This is a genomic window from Noviherbaspirillum sp. (genome assembly GCF_036846085.1).
Taxonomy (GTDB): Bacteria; Pseudomonadota; Gammaproteobacteria; order Burkholderiales; family Burkholderiaceae_D; genus Noviherbaspirillum.
The window spans coordinates 1-6,622 of record NZ_DAIUCO010000278.1; the positions used below are offsets into that span (position 1 = coordinate 1).

Below are 6,622 nucleotides of genomic sequence, written 5' to 3' on the forward strand. Positions count from 1 at the left end.
CCATGGATGTTGTACGTCGCGATCGTCACCGGCCAGGGATTCAGGTCCGGCGTGATTGCTTCTTCGACAGGGGTCAGCAGGTTGGCGTCAGTGAATTTCATCGTGCCTCGACATTGTCTTTGCGTGTGAACAGGCGCTGCAGGCCCAACGCCGATCCGATCAGCAATGCGGCGACCAGCGCCAGCACCGCGATCGTGCCGGGACTGGGATTGCGTATCGCTTCCGCAAGGTGGTGAACAAAGGTAACGGTGATGATGATGCCGGGTGTCATGCCGAGCAGCGTGCCGAGCATGTAGTCACGGAAGCGAATATGCGACGCGCCGGCAATGACATTGACCACGGTGAACGGCGCGATCGGGAGCATGCGTACGATGATCATGGCAATGATCCCGCGGCGGGCGATGCGGCGGCTGAGCCGGTTGATGCGCGGACCGACGAGCTGGTGCACCGTATCGCGGCCGAGCCAGCGGCCCAGCCCATAGGTGACCGCCGCGCTGAGCAGCGTGCCGCCGATTGCGTAAAACGCACCGGCGACCGGACCGAATACGATGCCGGTCACGCCGATCAGCAAGGTGACCGGCACCATGACGAGGCCGGCGATCGCATAGCTGCAGATCACGGCGACCGGCGTGAACGGCAAGGCTTCGAGGCCGCGCGCAAGCGACACCAGCGAAGCCAGGTTGACCCATTCACTCAACGGCGTCCAGCGCCATGCCACGGCAAAGAGCGCCAGCGCGACCGCCAGGGTGCCGAGCCCGATCATCCGGCGAGGCACCGGGCGGCGTGCGTCCTCGGGCACGAACTGTTCCACCAGTTCGTCCGGATCGATCGGCTTTTCCGGATCGAACACCGCCTGCGACGGAATGAGCGCCTCCAGCTCCGGCGTGGTGACCGGATCGAACACGATCATCGAACGGCCGGGCTGTCGCAACGCATCCACCGCCGCATGCAGACTGCCGGTGCGGCGGGTGGCGGCGGCCACCTCGTCCGGCTCGGTCGCCAGATGTTCGGCGAGCAGTCGGTTGCGCAAGCGGGCGATGGCGGCCCGCCTGTCTTCATGCCCCGAGGCTTCGATCACGAGGTTGCATTCGGTGTCGAAGGCCATGGAACGGTTGCTGAGATTGGCCGAGCCGATGCTGATCAGGTCGTCGTCCATCGTGAAGACCTTGCTGTGCACGTTCAGGCAGCTGCTCTCCTTCAGTCCGGGCAAGGTCGGGCAATACATCCGGTAGCGCCCTATCCTGTCGGCTTCCTTCAGACGGTGATGCACGCGCGCCCGCAGCACGCCCATGGTGGCCTGTTCCAGCCAGCCGCTCTGGTTATGCGGGGAAACGATCATGACTTCCGGCGCATGCTCCTGCATCAGGCGGGCGGAGAGCGCATTGCAGATCAGGTCCGAGGTGAAATACTGGTTCTCGAAAAACAGGTGATGCCGTGCGTTCGCTATCGCATCGAGATGCAGTTGCCGCACCTCAAAAACGCCGATCTGGCCATCAAACGCCGGTTCGGTGCGCGCGATCGCGACATCGATATCGGTCAGATCGGGCGCAATCTGCGCCGGCCAGGGATCGCGCGCACGTTCGATCGTCGCGGTGACCGGCTCCATGCCGGTGGCGCGCTGCCAGCGCTGGCGCGCCAGTTCGCCGAGCGCCCGGGCGACATCGCCATCGACCATTGCCTGCACATCGTGGAAAGGGTCGTGCGGCTTGCCGTCGCTGTCGTGGCGCAGCGGGGAGTTGCAGGCGTGCTCGGAGGTATCCCAGCGCGCCCGCGTCAGATCCAGTCCGCCGACGAAGGCGAGCTTGTCGTCGATGACCACAACCTTTTGATGGTGCGAGCCGCCGACCGGGTGATGACCGTCCATATGGAAGGCAAGCCGGTGATGCGTGCGCCAGCCCAATTTGTAGGCCGGCAGCCATTCGCGCTCCAGCGCGTACAACATGGCGAAATCCCAGTTCAGCACGTAGGCGCGCAAGCCGGGGCGCGACTGCACCACCGCATGGAGGAAGTCGCCGAGCGGTTCGGGAAAACCGTCGTTGGCGCCTTCGGGCACGAGCCGGATGCGCGAATCGATATCCCAGCTCAGGATAAATATGCTGTGACGGGCGGCGCGGATGGCTTCCCGTACCGCACGGAAATAGATGTCGGCGTCGACGAGCATGCTGAAACGGTCCGCATGCTCGATGCGCCAGCAATTGCGCCCCGGCTGGAGCAGGCTTAATGCAGCGGATGGTGCACCGGAGGACTTCTCTGTTACAGGCATTCAGGCATAACCGAAAGAAATGTTGATTATTTCTTCGACGCCCCGGTGCACGGATGGTTTCTGTCAATCGCCGCGCAAAATCAACTAACCGGCAGTTATCGCCCTTTGCAATCCAAGCACAGACCCGGCTGCGGCCGCTGCTGTTGCACCGACGCTATTCCTTTTTCTCGCGCAAGCGGATCAGGCCTTCCTGCGCCACGGTCGCAACCAGATCGCCGCCGCGGTTGTAGACATAGGCCATGCATAGTCCCCTGCCCCCGGATGCATTCGGGCTTTCCATGGCAAACAGCAGCCATTCGTCCATCCGGAATGGCCGGTGGAACCAGATCGTGTGATCGAGGCTGGCGATCTGCAGACGCTTGTCGCCCATCATCACGCCATGCGGCTGCAACGAGGTCCACAACAGGCCATAGTCGGATACATAGGCGAACAGCGCCTCGTGCGTCAGGGGCTGGTCGGGCAAGGCGATCGGCGATTTGGTCCAGACCTGCTTGGTGGTTGCGCCCTGGTTGCCGCCGAAGATATCGCCGGCATGGTCGGCGCGAAAATCCACCGGGACCGGCTGGTAGGGCCGCGACGTGTTGGCTGCGCGCTCCTTCCAGGTTTGCAGGTTGGACTTGAGCTGTTCGGGATCGGCGTGGGCGGGCGCCGCCTTCTGGTGCGACAGGCCCTCCTCTTCCGTCTGGAACGACGCCGACATCACGAAGATCCGGCGTCCTTCCTGGATCGCCACCACCCGGCGCGTGCTGAAGGTGCCGCCGTCCCGCACCCGCTCGACTTCGTAATCGATCGGCAGCCGGTGGTTGCCCGGCAGGATGAACAGCGAATGCAAGGAATGCGGACGGCGGCCTTCCACCGTCACGCTAGCCGCATGGAGCGACTGGCCCAGTACCTGGCCACCAAAGACATTGGGACTGCCCATGAAATGGCTCTGGCCGCGGAAGCGGTCCTCGCCGGTCTGCTCCAGCGCGAGAAGGCGCAGGATTTCCTCGGTATTGAAAAGTGTTGTATCTAGCATGTTGTTTTATCGACAGCGAAAAAATTCGGGCAACGGATCATAGTGCATTTCCGCAATGGAGAATGTCGCGTAGTTCACGTTTGCAGGGCGGTTATCGAAACCGTTTCCCACTCCGGAAACGGTTTTGGGTATCGGGATCCCCCTCCTGCACAGACACGTGAACTAAAACTGTCTTTGCAAGAAGCTTGCCTTCACGCGGCATTCGGCCAATACTCGGAATGTTGCCAAGCAGAACTATAACTATCCCACTTCCCTGGATTGGAGATTTCATGGGGCAGGAGACATCGATGCATGAATCGTCAGAAGCAGCGGCGCGCCGGCCCTGGAGCCGGGCCGGCAGGAACCGGATGACCAGATGGCTGCTGACCGGCGTTTTCGCCGCCGTCTTCATCGGCCTGACCGGCCATGTAGTCTACCGTGCCGGTTACCGCATCGGTCTTGATACGCTTCAGAAGCAGGCGAACCATCGCCTGGAAGTCTTCAAGGCATCCTTTTTTTCTCCGGTGGAACGATTCGACTACCTGCCCGACCTGCTGGCCCGGCATCCGACCATTCTCGACGTGCTGGGCCAGCATGGCGATACGACCAAAGCGGGGACGCTCAACGGTTTTCTTGAAGACGTCAACAGGACGGCCGGATCGGCCGCCATCTATGTGATGAATGCCGAAGGCGTGACGATTGCCTCGAGCAACCACAGAAGCGCCGACAGTTTCGTCGGCAAGAATTTTTCGTTCCGCCCCTACTTCAAGGATGCGCTGAACGGCAAGCTGGGCCGCTTCTACGGCGTCGGCTCGGTGACCAGGGAACCTGGCTACTTCCTGGCATTCGGCGTGCGGCAGGGCGACCGGTCGCTCGGCGTGGTCGCGGTGAAAATCGACCTCGATGATATCGACCAGCGCTGGGATGGAAGCGCGGACCAGGTGGCGGTTACCGACGACAACGGCATTATCTTTCTTAGTTCGAATCCGGACTGGAAATACCGAACGACGACACCGCTTGCGCCAGAGGTGCTGAACAAATTGCGCGATACCCGCCAATATGCATCCATGCTGAAAGAGCCGATCGAGTTCGGCATCGACGCGATCGAAGGCGGCTCCCGTATCGTCCGCATGCAGGACGGCAGCGGACGCAGCGACGCGCGCTACCTGGCGCTCAGCACCGACCTGGCGGGCGCGAAATGGACGATCACCATCTATTCGCCGGTTGACGTCGTCGCCAACATCGCACTTCTCTACAGCGGCATCGGCGCCGGCGGTGCTGCATTCCTGGTCCTGCTGGGACTGTACGTCATGCAGGTCCGCAAGCGCATCAGCGAAAAGGAACGTGCACGGCAGGCCGCGCAGGCCGCGCATGAGAAGCTGGAGGCGCAGCACCGCGAACTGGAAATCCTGAGCGAGCACCTGAAGGCGATTGCCATCACCGACGGCCTCACCGGCTGCTACAACCGCCGGCACTTTCTCGATGTCTCGTCGACGATGCTCAGCGCCGCGCGCAGGCACCGGCGCTGCGTTACCGTCCTGATGATCGATGTCGACTTTTTCAAGAAGATCAATGACACCTATGGGCATCCTGCCGGGGACGAGGTGCTCAAGGCCGTGGCCGGCGTGTGCAGGAGCGTGTTGCGCGAATCCGATTTCATGGCGCGATTCGGCGGCGAGGAATTCGTGGTCATCCTTCCGGATACCGCCGAACCGGACGCGTTCGCGGTCGCGGAGCGCCTGCGGGCATCGATTGCGTTGATGAAGGTGGCGGTCGACGGCGGCAGCATCGGGGTCACCGTAAGCATCGGCCTGTCGGAGTTCGTGCATACGGAGACGAGCATCGACAAGGCGCTGGCACGCGCGGACGCGGCCCTGTATCGTGCCAAACAACTCGGCCGCGATCGCGTGGTCGGTACGGAAGTCCCCGCACCGGTCGAGGCAGGCTGAGCGCCGCCACGCGGGTGCCTAGTCTGCCAGCGCCTTCCAGGGCTGCGTCGCCCGCCAGCCGGCAATCCATTCGCGCGGCATCGCCAGGCTGAAGGCGCCAACGTCCGCAACCAATCCTTGCAGCATCGCCGGCATGATACTTACGCCGCGGGTAATCGCCGGGAGGCGGGAAGCGATCTCCTGTTGCACCGTCTCGGCGAGCCAGTCGCCGTGGTGCGTCCAGACGCTGCCGCCGATGACGAATACACGGGTATCGAGCACTGCCGTCACGTTGTACAGCGCGCGGCCAAAGCGGCGCGCCGCTTCCAGCGCAAGTTCGCGCGCCTGCGGATCGCCGGCGCGCGCCGCGTCGAACACATCCTGGGTCGACTTCCCGAGCCGGTTGCCGAGATTGCGGCCGGAAATCAAGCCCTCGACATCGCCGACATTGCCGCACCCGCACAGCGCGTCCGAGTCTTCGCTCATCAGCATGTGGCCGGCATGACCGGCGTTGCCGCCCTTGCCCCGCAACATATTTCCATCGACGCAAAGACCGAAACCGACGCCGGTGCTCCAGGTGACATACACGCAGTTCGGCTCGCCCTGCACGGCGCCGAAGGTGCGCTCGGCCGCCAAGGCGGCAACGCAATCGTTCTCGATCAGCACGTGGGCAAAGCGCTCCTGCAGCACCCGTTGCAGCGGAATCGCCTTCCAGTCGTTCGGCAGGTCGGCCGCGCCCTCATCGCCGCCGCAGATGTTCGGGGCGGCCAGTCCGATGCCGCCATCGAGATCGACGAAGGGGCCGCAGGAACTGACGCCGATCGACGTTAGCAGGGCCGGGTCGATGCCAGCCTTTCTGCAGGCGGATTCCAGCAGGCCGATTGCCTGTTCGGGCAAGGCGCGCACGGTGCCGCTTTTTGCAGTGGGGGCGGTCAGGCGGGCGAGCGGGCCGCTTTCGTTGGCGATGCTGGCGGCGATCTTGGTGCCGCCGATGTCGAGTGCGCCGATGATGTGGGGTTTAGGCATGGTGTTAATTTGTGTTTATAAATAATGACTGCTTTTCGATGGTTGCAAACAAGTGCGCGCCCTGCAAGGGGGAATCCAGAGCCACGGAGTGTCTCCGGTGATACTCACTCCTGTCATTCCCGCGCAGGCGGGAATCCAGAGCTACGGAGTGTCTCCGTTGATTCAATCCTTATGTCTCTTCGAAAAGACAAGCCGGGACTGGCCCCGGCGGGCCACCTTCTTTTTTGCTTCGCCAAAAAAGAAGGCAAAAAAGGCGACCGCAAAGTCGCTGCCCTTCGAGGGTGGAGCAGGGAATTCGGACAGCATGCTGTCCGCCTGCGTAACGGTACGCGCTTGCAAGCGCGTACTCCTTCTCCCGAAAAAGAGGGGGCCAAAGCGGGAAGCGAAATAAACTCGCCTGCGGCTCAG

At 62.7% G+C, this 6,622-nt stretch carries 5 protein-coding genes and 1 pseudogene; 3 read left to right on the forward strand and 3 right to left on the reverse strand.

Annotation, left to right across the window (positions count from 1 at the left end):
• Nucleotides 1–97 precede the first annotated feature (97 nt).
• On the reverse strand, nt 98–2,263 hold the full coding sequence (locus V7080_RS22285) for a VTT domain-containing protein (RefSeq protein WP_334190578.1): 2,166 nt from the start codon (nt 2,261–2,263) through the stop codon (nt 98–100).
• 154 nt (nt 2,264–2,417) lie between these two features.
• On the reverse strand, nt 2,418–3,281 hold the full coding sequence (locus V7080_RS22290) for an acyl-CoA thioesterase (protein ID WP_334190579.1): 864 nt from the start codon (nt 3,279–3,281) through the stop codon (nt 2,418–2,420).
• A 76-nt stretch (nt 3,282–3,357) separates the two neighbouring features.
• Here V7080_RS22290 and cas5 point away from each other — a divergent pair.
• Nucleotides 3,358–3,447 (forward strand): annotated as a pseudogene (cas5, locus tag V7080_RS25445) (CRISPR-associated protein Cas5); the annotation flags it as partial.
• Nucleotides 3,448–3,568: 121 nt separating this feature from the next.
• Complete coding sequence (locus tag V7080_RS22295; protein WP_334190580.1) at nt 3,569–5,209, forward strand: sensor domain-containing diguanylate cyclase; 1,641 nt, start codon at nt 3,569–3,571, stop codon at nt 5,207–5,209.
• An 18-nt stretch (nt 5,210–5,227) separates the two neighbouring features.
• Here V7080_RS22295 and V7080_RS22300 read toward each other — a convergent pair whose 3' ends face one another.
• On the reverse strand, nt 5,228–6,214 hold the full coding sequence (locus V7080_RS22300) for an ROK family protein (protein ID WP_334190581.1): 987 nt from the start codon (nt 6,212–6,214) through the stop codon (nt 5,228–5,230).
• Nucleotides 6,215–6,385: 171 nt separating this feature from the next.
• Here V7080_RS22300 and V7080_RS22305 point away from each other — a divergent pair.
• Nucleotides 6,386–6,622, forward strand: a 237-nt coding sequence (locus tag V7080_RS22305; protein WP_334190582.1) for a hypothetical protein, incomplete at its 3' end; no start/stop codon positions are given.